This window comes from Pseudomonas sp. LBUM1674 (genome assembly GCF_059695635.1).
In genome coordinates this window covers 5,755,090-5,771,568 of record NZ_CP166779.1, presented here as the reverse complement: position 1 = coordinate 5,771,568, position 16,479 = coordinate 5,755,090, and the positions used below count along the sequence as shown (strand labels likewise).

Annotated in this window: 16 protein-coding genes; 4 read left to right on the top strand and 12 right to left on the bottom strand. The window is 58.6% G+C overall.

The genetic code is table 11. The features are described from left to right. Positions 1-169: 169 nt before the first annotated feature. The 8 genes from ACA067_RS26550 to ACA067_RS26515 form a co-directional block, all read right to left on the bottom strand. Positions 170-904 carry an amino acid ABC transporter ATP-binding protein gene (locus ACA067_RS26550; protein ID WP_497459207.1) on the bottom strand — a complete coding sequence of 245 codons (735 nt, stop codon included), beginning with the start codon at positions 902-904 and terminating at the stop codon, positions 170-172. Next, a complete protein-coding gene (locus ACA067_RS26545) occupies positions 901-1,572 on the bottom strand; it encodes an amino acid ABC transporter permease (RefSeq protein WP_497462850.1) in 672 nt (223 codons plus the stop codon). Before ACA067_RS26545 ends, ACA067_RS26550 begins: the two co-directional genes overlap by 4 nt. Continuing rightward, positions 1,572-2,318, bottom strand: coding sequence for an amino acid ABC transporter permease (locus ACA067_RS26540; RefSeq protein ID WP_497459206.1), 747 nt, complete (start codon positions 2,316-2,318; stop codon positions 1,572-1,574). Before ACA067_RS26540 ends, ACA067_RS26545 begins: the two co-directional genes overlap by 1 nt. Positions 2,319-2,511: 193 nt before the next feature. Beyond that, complete coding sequence (locus ACA067_RS26535) at positions 2,512-3,426, bottom strand: glutamate/aspartate ABC transporter substrate-binding protein (protein WP_497459205.1); 915 nt, start codon at positions 3,424-3,426, stop codon at positions 2,512-2,514. Between the two features lie 447 nt (positions 3,427-3,873). Continuing rightward, entirely contained in the window at positions 3,874-5,412 is a 1,539-nt protein-coding gene (gene glpD / locus ACA067_RS26530) for a glycerol-3-phosphate dehydrogenase (protein ID WP_497459204.1), read from the bottom strand. 292 nt (positions 5,413-5,704) lie between these two features. Then, the gene (locus tag ACA067_RS26525) at positions 5,705-6,460 is read right to left on the bottom strand and encodes a DeoR/GlpR family transcriptional regulator (RefSeq protein WP_047599375.1); all 756 of its coding nucleotides are present in this window, start codon (positions 6,458-6,460) and stop codon (positions 5,705-5,707) included. Between the two features lie 95 nt (positions 6,461-6,555). Next, entirely contained in the window at positions 6,556-8,061 is a 1,506-nt protein-coding gene (gene glpK, locus ACA067_RS26520; RefSeq protein ID WP_497459203.1) for a glycerol kinase GlpK, read from the bottom strand. Between the two features lie 75 nt (positions 8,062-8,136). Continuing rightward, positions 8,137-8,988: an MIP/aquaporin family protein gene (locus ACA067_RS26515; RefSeq protein ID WP_497459202.1), complete on the bottom strand. Its 852-nt coding sequence runs from the start codon at positions 8,986-8,988 to the stop codon at positions 8,137-8,139. Between the two features lie 371 nt (positions 8,989-9,359). On the opposite strand from ACA067_RS26515, the gene ybaK reads away from it, so the two are divergent. Beyond that, entirely contained in the window at positions 9,360-9,830 is a 471-nt protein-coding gene (gene ybaK, locus ACA067_RS26510) for a Cys-tRNA(Pro) deacylase (RefSeq protein WP_497459201.1), read from the top strand. A gap of 167 nt (positions 9,831-9,997) precedes the next feature. On the opposite strand, the gene ACA067_RS26505 is transcribed toward ybaK, so the two are convergent. Both ACA067_RS26505 and argF read right to left on the bottom strand, forming a co-directional pair. After that, on the bottom strand, positions 9,998-11,107 hold the full coding sequence (locus tag ACA067_RS26505) for an ABC transporter ATP-binding protein (protein WP_497459200.1): 1,110 nt from the start codon (positions 11,105-11,107) through the stop codon (positions 9,998-10,000). After that, entirely contained in the window at positions 11,104-12,024 is a 921-nt protein-coding gene (gene argF / locus ACA067_RS26500; RefSeq protein ID WP_497459199.1) for an ornithine carbamoyltransferase, read from the bottom strand. Before argF ends, ACA067_RS26505 begins: the two co-directional genes overlap by 4 nt. Before the next feature lie 394 nt (positions 12,025-12,418). Between argF and plzR the strand changes: the two genes are divergently transcribed. From plzR to grxD, 3 genes are all read left to right on the top strand, one after another. Further along, a complete protein-coding gene (gene plzR, locus ACA067_RS26495) occupies positions 12,419-12,709 on the top strand; it encodes a PlzR type 4 pili assembly inhibitor (RefSeq protein WP_128872627.1) in 291 nt (96 codons plus the stop codon). A gap of 133 nt (positions 12,710-12,842) precedes the next feature. Then, positions 12,843-14,948: a molybdopterin oxidoreductase family protein gene (locus ACA067_RS26490; RefSeq protein ID WP_497459198.1), complete on the top strand. Its 2,106-nt coding sequence runs from the start codon at positions 12,843-12,845 to the stop codon at positions 14,946-14,948. 97 nt (positions 14,949-15,045) lie between these two features. After that, entirely contained in the window at positions 15,046-15,387 is a 342-nt protein-coding gene (grxD, locus tag ACA067_RS26485) for a Grx4 family monothiol glutaredoxin (RefSeq protein ID WP_046047090.1), read from the top strand. 176 nt (positions 15,388-15,563) lie between these two features. Here the strand turns inward: grxD and bfr are convergent, their stop codons facing one another. Further along, positions 15,564-16,037 (bottom strand): bacterioferritin, encoded by a 474-nt coding sequence (bfr, locus tag ACA067_RS26480; RefSeq protein WP_064679481.1) that lies wholly within the window; start codon positions 16,035-16,037, stop codon positions 15,564-15,566. A gap of 199 nt (positions 16,038-16,236) precedes the next feature. Beyond that, the gene (locus tag ACA067_RS26475; protein WP_497459197.1) at positions 16,237-16,455 is read right to left on the bottom strand and encodes a bacterioferritin-associated ferredoxin; all 219 of its coding nucleotides are present in this window, start codon (positions 16,453-16,455) and stop codon (positions 16,237-16,239) included. Positions 16,456-16,479: the final 24 nt, after the last annotated feature.

The window sequence follows — 16,479 nt, the reverse complement described above, 5'->3', positions numbered from 1 at the left end:
CTTGGGTCAACCACAACACTTGATCGTGAGCCACCACCGGCCCCTGTGGGAGCGAGCTTGCTCGCGATGAGGCCGTGACATTCAACATTGATGTTGAATGTCAGTCCGCTATCGCGAGCAAGCTCGCTCCCACAGGGAAGTTGTGAGGCTTTGAGCAAGTGCCCGGTGCTTAGTGCTGCAAAATCTTGGCGAGGAAGTGCTGCGTACGCTCGGCGCGGTGGCTGATGTCGCCGAAGAAATCCTCTTTTTTGCAGTCTTCGATGATCTTGCCCTGGTCCATGAAGATCACGCGGTCCGCCACTTTGCGGGCGAAGCCCATTTCGTGGGTTACGCACATCATGGTCATGCCTTCGTGAGCCAGTTGCACCATCACGTCGAGCACTTCGTTGACCATTTCCGGGTCGAGCGCCGAGGTCGGTTCGTCGAACAGCATGACAATCGGGTCCATCGCCAGCGCACGGGCAATCGCCACGCGCTGTTGCTGACCGCCGGAAAGTTGCCCGGGATGCTTTTTGGCATGGGCCGAAAGACCGACGCGCTCAAGCAGTTGCAGGGCTTTCTTGGAAGCCTCATCCTTGCTGCGACCCAACACCTTGATCTGCGCGATGGTCAGGTTGTCCATGATGCTCAGGTGCGGGAACAGTTCGAAATGCTGGAACACCATGCCCACGCGCGAACGCAGTTTCGGCAAGTCGGTCTTCGGGTCGGCGATGGACGTGCCATCGACCACCACGTCGCCTTTCTGGAACGGTTCCAGGGCGTTGACGCATTTGATCAGGGTGGATTTGCCGGAGCCGGACGGCCCGCACACCACGATCACCTCGCCTTTTTTGACCTCGGTGCTGCAGTCAGTCAGTACCTGGAAGTCCCCATACCACTTGTTGACGTTCTTGATAGAGATCATACGGCGAACCTTTTTTGCAGACGCTTGACCAGCTGCGAGGCGGCAAAGCTGATGATGAAGTAGGTGAAACCGGCGAAGATCAGGAACTCGTTGGAGCGACCGATGATGTCGCCACTGGCGCGCGAAGCATTGAGGAAGTCCACCAGGCCGACCGCGTAGACCAGCGAGGTGTCCTGAAACAGAATGATGCTTTGTTGCAGCAACAGCGGGGTCATCTTGCGGAACGCTTGCGGCAGGATGATCAAGCGCATCATCTGGCCATAGGTCATGCCCAGGGCCTGGGCGGCACCCATCTGGCCCTTGGGAATCGACTGCACGCCAGCCCGGACGATTTCGCAGAAGTACGCCGCTTCGAACATCATGAAAGCCACGATGCACGACGCGAATGCGCCGATCGGGGTGTCTTCGCCGGTGATCCAGCGCAGCACGAACGGCACCGCCAGGTAGAACCAGGTGATGACCAGCAGCAGCGGGATCGAACGGAAGTAGTTAACGTAGGCGCCGGCAATGTTCGACAGCAGTTTGCTGTGGGACAGACGCATCAGTGCGAGGATGGTGCCGAGGATGATCCCGCCGATCACGCCCAGCGCCATCAGTTGCAGGGTCATGACCATGCCGTTCCACAAACCCGGCAGGGACGGGATGATGCCCGAGAAGTCGAATTCCATCATTTACCCCCTACGGAAATCAGGCCAGGCACGGCGACTTTCTTCTCGACGCCGCGCATCAGCAGCATCAGGCCCATGTTCAGGGTGAAGTAGATCAGCGTCGCCAGGGTGAACGCTTCGAACAGGTTGGCGGAGAACTCGGCGGTCTGTTTGGTCTGCGCGAGCAGCTCCATCAGGCCGATCAGCGACGCGACGGAGGAGTTCTTGAAGACGTTGAGGAATTCCGAGGTAAGCGGCGGAATGATGATCCGGTAAGCCTGGGGCAGCAGTACGTTCCAGTAAACCTGCGGCAGCTTGAAACCCATGGCGCGAGCGGCGGCTTCCTGGCCGCGGGGCAGCGCCTGGATACCGGTACGCACTTGTTCGCAAACACGTGCGGCAGTGAACAGACCCAGGCACACCACGACGCTGAGGAAGGCCGAAGTGGTCGGGTTCAGGTCCTGCTTGTACCACTCTTGCAAGTTTGCAGGCAGCAGGTCGGGTACCAGGAAGTACCAGATGAACAGCTGAACCAGCAGCGGCACGTTACGGAAGAGTTCGACGTAGCAGGTCGCGATGCCCGATACGATGCGGTTCGGCACCGTGCGCATGACGCCCAGGATCGAGCCCAGCAGCAGCGCGATGATCCAGGCGGCGACGGCGATGGCGATGGTCCAGCCCAGACCGGAGAGGTACCAGTCGAAATAAATCTCGCTGCCCACGCCGGTGGACTTGAAGAATACGCTCCAGTCCCAGTTGTAATTCATTAGGGTCTCCCCTCGGATTCGATCGATGTACAAATGCCCGCTTGGGGAAGCTCCGTTCCCATCCGACCTTGACGGTCAGGCACACACGAGCGGCTCGACAGCCACCGGTTCGAGTGTTTCCAGAAAATGCCAGCAGGGAGTGACCATCCCTGAAAGGGCAGAGACCCTCTCAGGAGATAAGGTTAGTCAGAAATCAGGATTTCTTTTCGTCAGCCGCTTTATCGGTCGGATTGGCGATCAGGGCCTTGAGCTCGTCGCTCATCGGGAAGTTCAGGTTAAGGCCTTTAGGCGGGATCGGCTGCATGAACCATTTTTCGTAGATCTTGTTGATCTCGCCCGACTTGTAGGTCGCAATGATCGCGTCGTCGACCGCCTTCTTGAACGGCTCGTCACCCTTGCGGACCATGCAGCCGTAGATTTCGTAGGACTGTGGAGTGCCGGTGACGGCCCAGTCATCGGCCTTCTTGGCCTTGGCCGCTTCACCCGCCAGCAAGGCGTCGTCCATCATGAAGGCAACAGCGCGGCCGGTTTCCAGCATCTGGAAGGACTCGCCGTGGTCTTTGGCGGAGATGACGTTCATGCCCATTTGCTTGTCGGCGTTCATCGACTTGAGGATACGCTCGGACGTGGTGCCCGCGGTGGTCACGACGTTCTTGCCCTTGAGGTCGTCGAATTCCTTGTACTTGGAGTCTTTCTTGGACAGCAGGCGGGTACCGATTTCGAAAATGCCGACGGAGAAGGCAACTTGCTGCTGACGCTCGACGTTGTTGGTGGTGGAACCGCACTCGACATCCACGGTGCCGTTCTGCACCAGCGGAATACGGGTCTGCGAAGTCACGAGGTTGTATTTGACCTGGAGGTTGGGCATGTCCAGGTCTTTTTTGATGGCTTCAACGATTTTCAACTGGATATCGTGGGAGTAGCCAACTGGCTTGCCGGAAGCATCCGCGATATAGGAAAACGGAATGGAAGCGTCACGATGCCCGAGGGTGATGGTGCCGGACTCTTTGATCTTCTTCAGTGTGCCGGTGAGTTCGGCAGCGAAAACTGGAGTGCTAATCAGAGCGGCAGCAATGGCTGCGCCCAGGAGATGGGGAACGATGCGCATCAAATTTTCCTCGACATTGTTTTTTTTATGGAGCCAGTTCATCGGCCCTTTTGTGCTTCGAATGGCTGCCGGCTACTGAAGTGTCCGCGCAACAGGCATTCGTCCAAGAGTGTAGAGCATGACTCGTGCCAGGCCAGGCCGTATAGATCAAGTTATTGATTTATAAGGTTATTAATTATTTATGGCGGTATTTTATGCGCTGGATTATCCGGTTAACCGAATCGATCGACAGATCGCGTTCGGAAAACCGAATGCGATCTGGGAGCAACCCATTCCCTGTGGGAGCGAGCTTGCTCGCGATAGCGGTGGATCCGTCAGCAACTATGTTGGAGTTGAAACCGCTATCGCGAGCAAGCTCGCTCCCACAAGGGGGGGAAGGTGTCTGGCGAAATGCAAAAAAGCCCCTGAATCGTGAGATCAGGGGCTTTCGTTTAACCGGTTTCCCGATCAGGCCGCTTCAATCTTGCTGCGGTTCTGCTCGACCTTGCTCAGATAATCCGCCAGCTTTTGCTGCTCATCCGCAGTGGTGAACAACCCGAGCTTACTGCGACGCCACAGAATGTCGTGCGCCGTGGTCGCCCACTCCTCGCTGCACAGGTAATCGACTTCGCGAGTATAGAGGCCGCCGCCGATGTGTTCGCCCAGGTCGCTCAGGTTCTGCACACCTTCGAGCATGCGCCAGGTGCGGCTGCCGTAAGTGGTGGCCCAACGACGAGCGATCTCGCTCGGCACCCAGTCGAACGTGTCGCGGATCCGCGAGCTGAGTGCCTGCGGGGTGGTCATGTCTTCGCCGCCCGGCAGGGTCGCGCTGGCGGTCCAGCGTGGCTTGATGTCCTTGAAGTACGGCGCCAGTTGCGCCAGCGCCGACTCGGCCAGTTTGCGGTAAGTGGTGAGCTTGCCGCCGAACACCGACAGCAGCGGCGCTTCTTCGCCCGTGCCCGACAAGGCCAGGGTGTAATCGCGGGTGACGGCCGACGGGTTGTCGGATTCGTCATTGCACAGCGGACGAACGCCGGAATAGCTGTGCAGGATGTCGTCGCGGTTGATGCGCTTCTTGAAGTGGGCGTTGACCACTTTGAGCAGGTAATCGGTTTCGCCTTCGGTAATCGCCACGTTGGCCGGGTCGCCGGTGTACTCGCGGTCGGTGGTGCCAATCAGGGTGAAGTGGTTCAGGTACGGAATGGTGAACACGATACGCTGATCTTCGTTTTGCAGAATGTGCGCGTGTTCGCCTTCATACATTTTCGGCACGATCAAGTGGCTGCCCTGGATCAGGCGGATGCCGTACGGCGATTCCATTTTCAGGTCGTCACGGATGAACTTGGCGACCCACGGTCCTGCCGCATTGACCAGCGCCTTGGCCCGGATCGAAAACAGGCTGCCATCGGCGCGTTCCAGGTGCAGGTGCCACAGACCCTTGGTGCGACGAGCGCTGACACAACGGGTCTGGGTGTGAACGTGGGCGCCTTTCTCGCGGGCAGCCATGGCGTTGAGTACGACAAGACGCGCGTCATCGACCCAGCAATCGGAGTATTCGAAGCCTTTGCTGATTTCGCTTTTCAGCGGGCTGTCCGGGCCGAACTTGAGACTCTTCGAGCCTTCGAGTTTTTCCCTTTTGCCCAGATGGTCATAAAGGAACAGGCCTGCACGGATCATCCAGGCTGGACGCAGGTGCGGACGGTGCGGCAGTACGAAGCGCATCTGCTTGACGATGTGCGGCGCCTTGGCCAGCAGCACTTCGCGCTCGGCCAGGGCTTCGCGCACCAGGCGGAATTCGTAATGTTCGAGATAGCGCAGACCACCATGGATCAGCTTGCTGCTGGCCGACGAGGTATGGCTGGCCAAGTCATCCTTTTCACAAAGGAACACCGAAAGACCGCGACCGGCGGCATCCGCTGCGATCCCCACGCCATTGATCCCACCACCGATGACGGCGATATCGTAGACCTCGGCGAGAGGGGGCGTAGGCAAGGTAGAAGTGGGCATCGGCTGGCCTCGGGCTTTTTGATTTCTGTATTGGATTTCGAACATTAATGTTCATTTGCGAAAATGGTAGCCCATAAACGCGCCCACAGCCAGCTAACTTCGATTGAAAATACTGATCGAAGGACTGGGAAAGGAAAATTTTCGAACATTCAGATGCGCGGTCAGCCGCTGGGGATGTGACGCATGCACGACCTATTCGCGAGCAGGCTCGCTCCCACAAGGGTTGCGCAGACCCTGTGGGAGCGAGCCTGCTCGCGAAGGCGTCGGTGCAGACGACGAAGATGCAGGGGGGTTAAACCACCTCCAACCGAATCTTGTGCTGATTCAATAACTGCGCCAGGGCCGGCACAGGCTGCTGATCCGTAACCAGGCAATCGATCAGGCTGATCGGCCCCAGGCGAATCATGGCGTTGCGCCCGAACTTGCTGGAGTCGGCAGCTAGGATCACCTGCCGAGCATTGGCGATGATCGCCTGGGACACCCGTACTTCCTGATAATCGAAATCCAGCAGGCTGCCGTCCTCGTCGATGCCACTGATACCCACGAGGGCGAAGTCGACCTTGAACTGGTTGATGAAGTCGACACTGGCCTGGCCAACCACACCGCCATCACGGCGCACGTTGCCCCCCGTCAGCAGCACATCGAAGTCGTCCTTGGCGCTGAGCATCGAGGCCACATGCAGGTTGTTGGTGATGATTTTCAGGTGATTGTGATTGAGCAGCGCCCGGGCAATCGATTCGGTCGTGGTGCCTATATTGATGAACAACGAGGCGTGATCGGGGATCTGCGCGGCAATGGCTTCGCCGATACGCTGTTTTTCATCGCGCATCTGGTCGGCGCGCATGGCGTAGGCGGTGTTTTCGACGCTGGAATCGTAGGCTGCGCCGCCGTGGTAGCGACGCAACAGATTGGCTTCTGCGAGCTGATTGATATCGCGGCGGATGGTTTGCGGGGTAACGACGAACAGCGTAGCCATTTCCTCGATGCTGACATAGCCGCGTTCGCGGACCAGTTCGAGGATTTGCTGCTGACGGGGAGGCAGATTCATGGGGCGTCCTTTGGGCTGCCGTGCAAAATTTGCCCATGATGCCGGAGGAATCTGCTCCCTACCAGTTACATACAGATACGAGTACTCAGCTTGGCTTATTCAGCGCCTTCATGCGGTTCCCAATCGCGGGTGCGGCTGACGGCTTTTTTCCAGCCGGCGTAGAGTTTTTCCTTGGCGGTTTCGTCCAGGGTCGGTTCGAATTCGCGCTCGATCACAGCCTTGCCGCGCAACTCATCCAGGCTGCCCCAGAAACCGCAGGCCAGACCGGCCAGGTAAGCGGCGCCCAGTGCGGTGGTTTCGCGCATTTGCGGACGCTCCACCTGGGTGCCGAGGATGTCGGCCTGGAACTGCATCAGGAAGTTGTTCGCGACGGCACCGCCGTCCACGCGCAAGGACTTGAGGCGTTCGCCGGAATCCTGTTGCATGGCGTCCAGAACGTCGCGGGTCTGGTAGGCGATCGACTCCAGCGCAGCACGAATGATGTGATCCACGCGCACGCCGCGGGTCAGGCCGAACAATGCGCCACGGGCATACGGATCCCAATACGGCGCGCCCAGGCCAGTGAAGGCCGGCACCAGGTACACGCCGTTGCTGTCCTTGACCTTGTTGGCGAAGTATTCGGTGTCGTGGGCGTCGTTGATGATCTTCAGTTCATCACGCAGCCATTGAACAGTAGAGCCGCCGTTGAACACGGCACCTTCCAGCGCGTAAGCCACTTCACCCCGTGGACCGCAAGCGATAGTCGTCAGCATGCCGTGCTTGGACTTCACCGCTTTGTCGCCGGTGTTCATCAGCAGGAAGCAACCGGTGCCGTAGGTGTTTTTCGCCTGGCCTGGCTCGACGCACATCTGGCCGAACAGGGCGGCTTGCTGGTCGCCAGCGATACCGCCGATGGCAATGCCGCTTTTGGTGTGGCCATAGATTTCTGATGACGACTTAACTTCTGGCAGCATCTCGCGCGGAATATCCAGCACTTCCAGCATCTTCGCATCCCACTCCAGGGAGTGGATGTTGAAGAGCATGGTGCGCGAGGCGTTGGTGTAATCGGTGACATGGACCTTGCCGCCGGTAAATTTCCAGATCAGCCAGCTGTCGACGGTACCGAACAACAGTTCGCCTTTGCGTGCGCGCTCGCGGCTGCCTTCGACGTTGTCGAGGATCCACTTGAGCTTGGTGCCGGAGAAGTACGGGTCAGTGACCAGGCCGGTGGTGTCGCTGATGTATTGCTCATGGCCATCGCGTTTGAGCTGCTGGCAGATTTCGGTGCTGCGCCGGCACTGCCAGACGATCGCGTTGTAGATCGGGCGGCCGGTGATCTTGTCCCAGACCACGGTGGTTTCGCGCTGGTTGGTGATACCGATGGCCGCTACCTGGTCGTGATGCAGGCCGGCTTGAGCCAGGGCCTCGACCATCACCGCGCTCTGGGTGGCGAAGATTTCCATCGGGTCGTGTTCGACCCAGCCGGGCTGCGGGTAATGCTGGACGAATTCGCGCTGTGCGGTGCAGACCACATTCGCGTCACGGTCGAAAATGATCGCGCGGGAGCTGGTCGTACCCTGATCGAGGGCAATGATGTAGTTCTTATTCTGAATGTCGGTCATGTCGATTGCCTTGAACGAAATAAGGGAGTGGGATCAGGCGCGGGATCGAATGGGCAGGATCGCACGCCAACGCTATCAAGAGGTTCTTGGTTTGCCGTCAATGGCCGGTGCTGCGTCCGTTGTAGCAGGTATGGGGCTGGGCAGATGACGGGCAATCAGCCCGCGATAGGCGGCAGCACCGAGGCAGGCACCGACAATCGGTGCAAAAATCGGAATCAGGAAATACGGGATATCGCGCCCGCCGGTGAGGGAAATTTCACCCCAGCCTGCAAACAAAGTCATCAGTTTGGGGCCGAAGTCACGTGCCGGGTTCATCGCGAAACCGGTCAACGGGCCCATCGAGCTGCCGATCACGGCAATCAGCAGCCCGATCAGTAATGGCGCCAGCGGGCCTTTCGGCAGGCCATTGTTGTCGTCGGTCAGGGACATGATCACGCCCATCAGGATGGCAGTGATGATGACTTCAACCAGGAAGGCCTGGGCGGTAGACAAGGCCGGGTTGGGGAAGGTGGAGAACACCGACGCCAATTCGAGGCTGGCCTGAGTGCCACGGACCATTTGGTGAGTTTGTTCGTAATCGAAGAATAAATTGCTGTACAGCGTGTACACCAGCAACGCTCCACAGAACGCACCGGCAACTTGGGCGAAAATATAAAAGGGCAGTTTGCGCTTTTCGAAATCGGCAAAAATGCTCAGGGCGATGCTGACGGCCGGATTGAGGTGCGCCCCGGAAACGCCTGCGGTGAGATAGATTGCCATGCTTACGCCGACGCCCCAGATGATGCTGATTTCCCACAGGCCAAAGCTGGCACCCGCAACCTTGAGCGCGGCAACGCAACCGGTACCGAAAAATATCAGCAGCGCAGTACCCAGAAATTCGGCCATGCATTGGCTCGAGAGCGACGGTTGTTGTAAAGCAGTTGTCATTGAAAACCTCGTTTTTTGTTGTTGTAGGGCGCTTTTTCATCTTGGTCAAAGCGCGATTTTCACCGAGGCAGGATCCCCATCCTGTTCCTCGGTTTACTGCCGGGTACTGCGGTGAGACATTTGTACTGTATTCGTATTCGAAAAAATATAGACAAGAAACGCTGCTGTCAAAGGTCGAAAGTGAACCGTCAGTCACAATCGAACTATTAGTCACATCAATGACCACATCGTTCACGCTGCGGGCGGAACATGGACGAACGGCACAAGGCATCACCAAGCCATTGAAACAGCACGGCAATAGAGCCATTTGTCGATCAATGTCCTAGAATCCAGCGCAGTATTTTTCTTCTATCGCCAAGCCTGGAGCTGCCATGACCCCTGCATTGGATTTGTTGAAAAAAGTTCGTGCCGAACATCGAGTGCACAGTTACGAACATGATCCCAAGGCGGCGTCCTATGGGCTGGAGGCCGCGGAGAAACTGGGACTGGACCCGGCGCAGGTGTTCAAGACCTTGCTGGCCGCCAGTGAAAAAGGTGAATTGCTGGTGGCGGTGGTGCCGGTCGTCGGAAGTCTCGACTTGAAGGGCCTGGCTCACGCGGCGGGGGTGAAAAAAGTCGAAATGGCCGACCCGGCGGCTGCGCAGCGATCCACCGGTTACCTGTTGGGCGGGATCAGTCCGCTGGGGCAGAAAAAACGTTTACGCACCTTTATCGATACATCGGCCCAGCCTTTTGTCAGCATTTTTGTCAGTGCCGGTCGTCGTGGTCTGGAAGTCGAGTTGGCACCTGCCGTGCTGGCCGAGCACACCCAGGCGAAGTTCGCCGATATCGGTCGCGCCTGACGGCTTATCAGTGTTCGAAGCGGGGCGGGGAGTTGTTTTGCCGACTGGAGGGGGATCGCGTGTAGCTGGAGGGGAGGCGGGTGAAGATTGGCGGGGAGCGACGCTCGTTGCGAGCGGAACGCTGATGCTGGGTTGACCGAGCTCGCTCCCACAAAAGTCCGTGTGTATCAGCTGGCAGTGCTGTAGCGGCGGACACCGGGCTCGATCACCGGAATCTGCGCCGCCGTACTGCCGGATGCCTGGAACAGCACCAGATGTTCAGCCGCAACCCGAATGCCGACCTCTGCACCCACCTGATGATCGGCATGGCTCGGAAAAATCGACTCCAGCTGCGCGCCAGTCGGCAACTGCAAGCGATACAAGGTCGACGCCCCCTGGAAAGACTTGCCGACAATCTTCGCCTTCAAACCGTCGTCCGGCGCATAAACGATGTCATCCGGACGCAGGAGCACGTCCACTGCCCCACCGATCGGCCAGGTGTAAGCCCGGTTGCCGCGCAACTCGCCCAGCTCGGTCTGCACCGACTCCGGGCTGTTCAACAGACCGCGAATGAAGTAACCCTGGCCGATGAAACTGGCCACAAACGGCGTCAGCGGTTCGTGATACAGGTTGTAGGGCGTGTCCCACTGTTCCAGACGACCTTCCTTGAAAACCCCCACATGGTCGCTCACCGCGAACGCTTCCTCCTGGTCATGGGTCACCAGGATCGCGCTGGTGCCACGGGTCTTGAGGATGTCGCGTACCTCGTGGCTGAGCTTGCGTCGCAGTTCGCCATCGAGGTTGGAGAAGGGTTCGTCGAGCAGCAGCAGTTGTGGTTCCGGTGCCAGGGCCCGGGCCAGGGCGACACGCTGCTGCTGGCCACCGGACAGCTCATGGGGGAAGCGCTTGCCGAGGTTTTTCAGGTTGACCAGTTCCAGCAGCTCTTCGATGACGCGATCTTTCTGCGGATGTTTGCGGATCCCGAAGGCAATGTTTTCGGCCACGCTCAAATGCGGGAACAGCGCATAGTCCTGGAACACCATGCCGATCCGGCGCTTCTCCGGGGCGAGGGTGAAGCCGGCGCGGGAGATTGTTTCCCCGGCCAGCTGGATTTCACCTTCGTGCACCGGTTCGAAACCGGCAATCGCCCGCAGGGTAGTGGTCTTGCCGCAGCCCGAAGAGCCCAGCAGGCAACCGATATCACCGGCATTCAAATGCAGGTTGAGGTTCTGTACCACCCGCTGGCCTTGATAGCCGCAAGCGAGGTTGCGCAGGTTAAGCAGTAAGGGATGGCTCATGCGTGGTGATACGCCGGCTCGACCAGAAACTCGAGCAGGGCCTTTTGTGCGTGAAGCCGGTTCTCCGCTTGATCCCAGGCGACGGAGCGCTTGTCGTCCAGCAAGTCGAGGCTGATTTCCTCGCCACGGTGGGCGGGCAGGCAATGCATGAACAGCACATCTTCTGCGGCCAGATCGAGCAGGGCCCGATTGACCTGGAACGGCGCGAACAGCTTCAGGCGCTTGGCGGTTTCTTCTTCCTGGCCCATGGAGGTCCAGACGTCGGTGCTCACCAGGTGGGCGCCGCGCACGGCATCCTTCGGATCGCGGACGATGGTCACCCGATCGCCGGCCTTGGCCACGAATTCCGGGTTGGGCTCAAAACCTTCCGGGCACGCGACACGCAACTGGAAGTCGAACTGGATCGCCGCTTCTATATAGCTGTTGCACATGTTATTGCCGTCGCCGATCCAGGCCACGGTCTTGCCCTGGATCGAGCCGCGGTGTTCGAGGAACGTCTGCATGTCGGCCAGCAACTGGCACGGGTGCAGGTCATCGGACAAGCCGTTGATCACCGGTACGCGGGAGTTGGCGGCGAATTCGGTCAGGGTGCTGTGGGCAAAAGTACGGATCATCACGCCATCGAGCATGCTCGACATCACGATGGCGCAGTCGCCGATCGGCTCGCCACGGCCCAGTTGGGTGTCGCGCGGCGACAAAAAGATCGCCTGGCCACCGAGCTGGATCATGCCGGCTTCGAACGAAATTCGGGTGCGGGTCGAGGACTTCTCGAAAATCATCCCGAGCACGCGGTTTTTCAGGGGCTCGAACAGTACGCCGCGGTTACGCAGGTCTTTGAGCTCAACGCCTCGACGGATCACGCTGACCAGCTCTTCGGGCGTGCAATCCATCAGGGAGAGAAAGTGCCTTGCGCTCATCATTGACTACCTTTTTGCAACAGACCGCAGATACTCAAAGCCTTGTTTAACTGAAAAACGGGCGAGACCTGCGGCGTAAGCCGCACGGGGCGACGAAATAGGGGAAGGCGCGATCTTATAATTAAATGTCGCGTCTTACCAATAGGGGCTACGGTGTTAGGGGATTCCAGAGGGGCTACGGGGTGACCGCAGTAGCGCTTTTGAAGCCTGTTTCCTGACAGCAGCCGGTCATTTGTACACTGGGCCCGCAGGGCTTTGCAATAAAACGGGTTGGGGTTGGCATGGCGATGGTCGGTTTTCTGCTGGCCATTGGCCGCTTTTGCGGACTGAAACATTTGATAAAGCAGGGGGCTGGGTTATAACTAAGATTCAAGCGACGTAGGGAGCCTTTGGAATGGAATCGAAAGAACAGCAGTTAATGGAATTACTCAGCCTCACGGCCCGCTCCCTCACCCATCTCACTGCGTCCATGACCTCGATGTCCTTCGAGCTGATGCGCAGTAACGACGAGGTCACCAAGGCTGCCGGCCGTCGGATGATCGACCGCATGGCGACCATCAGCACCGGTCTCGACGAGCACTGGCGGCTGATCGGCGAACTCACCGGCGTTCATCTCGCCCAGGAACAGATCGAAACCATTCAGGAGATCCAGTTGCAGGCGCCGGCGAACCTGCCGCCAAACTGATCCCGAACGCCATCGGCTGGCCTGATGGTCACCGATTCACAAGACGAACCTCGCTGGCGCGACGCCGGGTCACGCGCCATAGTTTTGTTCCCGCGGCCGACAATGCCCGCCCAGAACAAGACAGAGACTGGCCATGACCAAGACTCTCCATCACCGTGCCTGCCACCTGTGTGAAGCCATCTGTGGCCTGACCATCGAAACCACCGAGGCCGAAGGCAGCGTGCAGATCACCTCGATCAAGGGTGATGCCCAGGATACGTTCAGCCGCGGGCATATCTGTCCCAAGGCCGTTGCGCTGCAGGATATTCAGAATGATCCGGACCGCCTGCGCCAGCCGATGCGGCGGGTCGGCAGTGAATGGCTGCCTATCGAGTGGGAAGAGGCCTTCAGCCTGGTCGCCGAACGCCTGGCGGCGATTCAGGAACGTCACGGCCAGAACGCGGTGGCGGTCTATCAAGGCAATCCCAGCGTGCACAACTACGGGCTGATGACCCACAGCAACTACTTTCTCGGCCTGCTGAAAACCCGCAACCGGTTTTCCGCGACATCGGTCGACCAATTGCCCCATCACCTGACCAGCCATCTGATGTACGGCCACGGTTTGCTGTTGCCGATCCCGGACATCGATCACACCGATTTCATGCTGATCCTGGGCGGCAATCCGCTGGCGTCCAATGGCAGCATCATGACCGTGCCGGACGTGGAAAAACGCCTGAAGGCCATTCAGGCCCGGGGCGGCAAAGTGGTGGTGGTCGATCCGCGCCGCAGCGAAACGGCGGCGATGGCCGACCAGCATCTGTTCGTGCGCCCGGGTGGTGATGCGGCCTTGTTGTTCGGGCTACTCAATACCCTATTCGCTGAGGGGCTGACCCGCGACAGTCATTTGCCTGTGGACGGTCTGGATGAAGCGCGTGTCGCCGTCGCGAGTTTCACTGCCGAGGCCATGAGCCCGCTGTGCGCCGTGCCGGCCGAACAGATCCGCCAACTGGCGCGGGACTTCGCGGCTGCGCAGGCAGCGGTTTGCTACGGGCGCATGGGCGTTTCGACCCAGGCGTTCGGCACCTTGTGCCATTGGGTGGTGCAACTGATCAATCTGGTCACCGGCAACCTCGATCGCGTGGGCGGGGCGTTGTGCACCGAACCAGCAGTGGACCTGGTGGCGTCGACTTCGGGCGGGCACTTCAATCTGTGGCAGAGTCGGGTGTCCAGGCGTCCCGAGTACGCTGGCGAACTGCCGGTGTCGGCGCTGGCCGAAGAGATGCTCACCGAAGGGGAAGGGCAGGTTCGGGCGCTGATCACCGTGGCGGGCAATCCGGTGCTCTCCACTCCCAATGGCCGGCAACTGGAACAGGCGCTGGACGGGTTGGAGTTCATGGTCAGCGTCGACCTGTACATCAATGAAACCACGCGTTATGCCGACCTGATCCTGCCGTCGACCTCGGCGCTGGAAAACGATCACTACGACACCACCTTCAATATGTTCGCGGTACGTAACGTGACGCGCTTCAACCGCGCGATTCTGGCCAAACCGGAAGGTGCGTTGCATGACTGGGAAATTTTCGTCGGGCTGGCCAAGGCCTTTGCCGCGAAGACCGGCAAGGAATTGAAGCCGACGGTCCCGCCGGCGCAGATGATCGATCGCGGCTTGCGGGCGGGGCTGTATGGCGATGCTTCGCAGCACAAGCTGTCGCTGGCGACGTTGTTCGATCACCCGCATGGTGTCGATCTCGGGGCACTGAAGTCCAACCTGGCGCCACGTCTGAAAACCGCCAGCCAGCGAGTTCAGGCCGCACCGGCGGCGATCCTTGCCGACCTGGCGCGTTTCGCCGCCCTGCAAGCTCCGGCCTTTGATGAGTTGCTGATGATCGGCCGCCGTCATGTACGCAGCAACAACTCGTGGATGCATAACTATCACCGCCTGGTGAAGGGCAAGCCGCGCCATCAATTGCTGATGCACCCGGACGATCTGGCCAGTCGGGGGCTCAACGACGGGCAGCGAGTGCGGGTCAGTTCGCGGGTCGGTGTCATCGAAGTTGAAGTGCTTGGCAGCCTGGACATGATGAAAGGCGTGGTCAGCCTTCCTCATGGCTGGGGCCATGCGCGGCCGGGTGTGCAGATGACGATTGCCAGTGGCCAGCCAGGCGCCAGTGCCAACGACCTGACGGATGAATGTCAGCTCGATGAGTTGTCGGGCAATGCGGCGTTGAACGGAGTACCAGTCACCGTGGTGGCCGCTTGAACATGTCTGTCGGGGAGACCGAGCATGGCGCTCGGGTTTCCGTTACAATGCGCCACCGTGCCGACCCTTGAGTCGGAAAGTTCAGCCGAGGTGCTCCATGGATATCATCGAAACGATTAAAGAGCAGATTGCCAACAACACCATTCTGCTTTACATGAAAGGTTCGCCGAATGCCCCGCAGTGTGGCTTTTCTGCGAAAGCCGCGCAGGCCGTGATGGCGTGTGGTGAGAAGTTCGCGTACGTGGACATCCTGCAGAACCCGGAAATCCGTGCCAATCTGCCAAAATACGCCAACTGGCCAACCTTCCCGCAACTGTGGGTCGGTGGTGAACTGGTCGGCGGTAGCGACATCATGACTGAAATGTCTGCCGATGGTTCGTTGCAAGCCACCATCAAGGCTGCTGTTGAAAAAGCCGCAGCTGGCAAGACTGAAGCCTGATTGGCTTCCTGTAGGAGCAGCCGGTCGACGCTCGATTGCTCGCGAAGAACGATAACGCGGTCTATCAGTAACACCGCGTCATCGTTGTTCGCCGGCAAGCCAGCTCCTACAAAAAAAGCCCCGCACCTCGTAAGAGAGCGGGGCTTTTTAATGTCTCGAGTTCAGCGGGCGCTGATTTACTCTTCGCCCATCTGCGATTGCAGATAGTTCTCAAGACCGACTTTATCGATCAGGCCCAGCTGGGTTTCCAGCCAGTCGATATGTTCTTCTTCGGATTCAAGGATGTCTTCGAGCAATTCACGGCTACCGAAGTCGCCAACGGTTTCGCAATGCGCGATCGCCACCTTGAGATCGGCATGACCGGTTTTTTCGATACGCAGGTCGCACTCCAGCATTTCCTGGGTGTGTTCGCCGATCTGCAGCTTGCCCAGGTCCTGGACGTTAGGCAGGCCTTCGAGGAACAGGATGCGCTTGATCAGCTTGTCCGCGTGTTTCATCTCGTCGATGGATTCGTGGTATTCGTGCTTGCCGAGCTTGTTCAGACCCCAATCTTCGTACATGCGCGCATGCAGAAAGTATTGATTGATCGCGACCAGCTCATTGGCAAGGATCTTGTTGAGATGCTGGATGACTGTAATGTCGCCTTTCATGATGGGGTCCTGCCCTGTATTAGCTGTCTATAAGGCAGAGTTTGAGCCGCACAATTAAGAGTGTCAAACCTAAGTTATTGAAAGTTAAGTGAAAATTAATCGGAATAAGAATGTTTGTGTTCCGCGTCTAGAGCGTAAGCGATTGATATTCAGGCATAAAAAAACCGGACATCAAGTCCGGTTCTTAGAAACAGGGTATTTACGCGGCAGTAAATTCTACGGGGTAAGGAATCGTAGCCTGGGCCGATTGCAGTTTGGTCAGGGTTTCACGCACCACTTCCTTGGCAAGGCAGGCGCATTTACCGCATTGGCTGGCAACACCGGTAGCCTGGCGGACTTCCTTGTAGCTGCAGCATCCTTCATAAATCGCATCGCGGATTTGGCCGTCGGTGACGCCAGTGCAGAGGCAGACATACATAAGTGAAAACCGTCGCTGGTTGTG